The 2,848-nt window shown below is 48.5% G+C and carries 2 protein-coding genes; both read right to left on the minus strand.

Translation table 11 applies throughout. The features are described from left to right. Window positions 1–1,253: 3-deoxy-D-manno-octulosonic acid transferase (locus GX117_11260; protein NLO33910.1), on the minus strand; the 1,253-nt coding region annotated here is incomplete at its 3' end. A gap of 116 nt (window positions 1,254–1,369) precedes the next feature. Beyond that, the coding region (locus tag GX117_11265; GenBank protein ID NLO33911.1) for a hypothetical protein at window positions 1,370–2,848 on the minus strand (1,479 nt) is incomplete at its 5' end.

Consider the following 2,848-nt stretch of genomic DNA (forward strand, 5'->3'; position numbering starts at 1 on the left):
AAGAACGATTGAAGCAGGTTAAGGGCGCACGCCGCGGCTCCTTGATTGTTTTGCACGATCATCCGACCCGCATGGGCAACCCGTTGATGCATCTCCTTATTGACAAGGAGTTCCTTCACAACTGATGCTAATTCCTCGTGAGAAGCCAGTTGCAACGCTCCTCCTCCATTCACTAACAAAGAAACCACATCAGCAAAACTATCCATATGGGGACCGAAGAGGGTGGGCACGCCGAGCGCAACAGACTCTAGCGGGTTATGCCCTCCCGAGGCAGGGAAAAAGCTTCCTCCAATGACAGCGACACTGCCTAAAGCATAGATTTGCGCCAACTCCCCCATCCTATCCAGAATAAGTATAGGCGGCGCTTCATTTACCGTGGCCGGGGGAAGTGTTGATCGTAATGTTGCCTGTTCATTGCGAAAGACTTCGATCACTTGATCCAGGCGTTGTAAATGCCGCGGGGCAATCACCAGTTTAAGATCCGGATAATTCTGCTTTAGAAGTTTCCAGCAGTCAAGCGCGAGAGCTTCCTCGCCGGAATGAGTACTCCCAAAAACAATGATTTTATCGCTTTCTTTATAGCCATAACACTGACGAAGCTGCTTCAGAGACGCTTCTGTTACCTGCTTTAGGGCGCCATCAAATTTTAGGTTGCCCATGATACTGACGCGGTCGGAGGTCAGTCCCAAAGCTATAAACCGTTGCCTGTAGTCTTCCGCTTGAACGGCTGCATGATCAAGCATAGAGACAAGCGACGGTATGAGCCACCGGTATTTTTTCAAACGATCATACTTATCGTTGCTTAAACGCCCGTTCAAAATAATCACGGGCGCTCCCTGCCGCTTCGTTTCGCGAATGAGTGTAGGCCATAATTCAGTTTCCATGAGTACCAATAGGGCAGGCCGAAGCTTTTTAACAAAAGGACGTACTGACCAAAGTGTATCCATGGGCAAAAAGGTAAGGGGGACTCGCGGGAGCGTTCTCTTGGCTAGATCCATTCCGGATAAGGTGCTGACTGTCAGTAGAATACCACTTCGGGGGGCAGCTAATTGCAAGGCGTCAATAATTACTTTGGCAAGAAATACTTCTCCTACGCTGCAGGCATGGATCCAAAGAGATCCGGTGCAAAGGTCGGATGGGATTGACGGGCGAAAGCGCCTTAATAAGGGCCGATATTTTCTTGACAAAAGGAGGTACAACGCTCCAAAAGGAGTGAGCAGTGTCAAGAGTAGAGAATAAAGAAAATAACGCACGTCAATAAGTTTCCGAAATCGGCAGTACCTTTATTTGAATGAAAGACATATCCGCTTTAACAAAAAAGGAGCGATCCAAAAAACAGGACCGCTCCATGAACTAGCATTGCTAAGGATTAATTGGGCATTTCAGTGACATCAAAGAAGCGTGCGCCCGTGGAGTCAATAATGTCAGGCGTTACAAAGATAAGAAGACTCGATTGTTTCGCCTCACGTTTGGTTCCTTTGAAGAAGAAGCCGATGACGGGGATATCCGCAACATACGGCATTTTCTGGGTACCCTTCGAAGACTGATCCTGTACCAAACCACCCAGCACCAAGGTATCACCATCATGAACAATCACGTTGGTCCAGACAGCTTGCCAAGACGTGGTGGGCAGGTTGATTTCATTCACAATTTCCTGATCAGAAATAATTTGTTTTTGTTGGAAAGTCTTCGAACCGGTTTTTGTACGCACTTCCGGATTCAACCATAAACGTACCTGGTTGTTGTCACGAATTTGAGGCGTAACAGAAAGGGCAATACCAAAATTATAGGGTTGGGGAATAACGTTTTGAACGAAGGACGTGGTTGCTCCGGAGTTTCCATAGCCGTAGCCAATATTGGCATACACTTCAGTGCTGATTTGCGAGATGAAATATTCGGTTGCGAAGTCAGCGATAACGGCAGGTTTACGGTTCATCGTGGTAACCCGCGGCGCACTCAGCAATTCGGATTCATCAAGACCATCCAAATAATCAAAGGTGACAGAAAGCTTATCGCCATCTTCATTTTTAAGGATATTACCCAGTATGCTGAAAGTCGGCTCAGCAGAGGAGGGCGGATTTATGAGCGCACCAATGGTCGCATCCGTAATGGTGTTGGCAATGGTAGGCGTTCCGTCGGGTCTTGTGTAAAACGGAATTCTTTCATCAGTTCCGTCACCATTAATATCATAGTTGTAGGTTCTGTTGGCAAGTTCATCAATCTTTCTGGAACGCATATTCTGGTCAGATAAGGTAGCATCCCAGTTAAATCCGATCTTTTTAAGATCTTCAAGACGAATGGTCAAGAATTTAGCTTCGATGCTCACCTGTTTAGGGGTGATATCAATTTCTGCCAATTGCTTTTCAAATTCTTCTAAATTCGTAGGCGTATTTTTTACGATGAGCATATTATTGGCAGGATTGTAAATCATGTCAGAGAGCAGCTCATCGGAATAGGGTTCATAAACCTGCGGCACTAAACGTTCTAACAGCGTCAATACGTCGCCGCCCAATCCGGAAGAAGCAGCCGTACTGCCGGTTCCCAGTGTTGCGCCTTGCTGCGCCACAGCAGTACCACCAGCACCCAGCATTGAACCGGTAGCGCCGGTACCTACGCGCGACAAACCTACGACTTCCGGCAATGCCGGCGCTTCACCAACCATCATGTCACTGATCGTTGTGAATAAGTCAGAGATATTACTGATAGCGGTAACGTCCATCATGCCGCCGCCCATACCGCCGCCCATGCCGCCCATACGTCCACCGCCCATACCGCCGCCATAGCCGCCCATGCCGCCACCCATCATACCACCGCCCATGCCGCCGCCGTAGCCGCCCATGCCGCCGCC

It is taken from the genome of Candidatus Hydrogenedentota bacterium, from assembly GCA_012523015.1.
Classification (GTDB): domain Bacteria; phylum Hydrogenedentota; class Hydrogenedentia; order Hydrogenedentales; family CAITNO01; genus JAAYBJ01.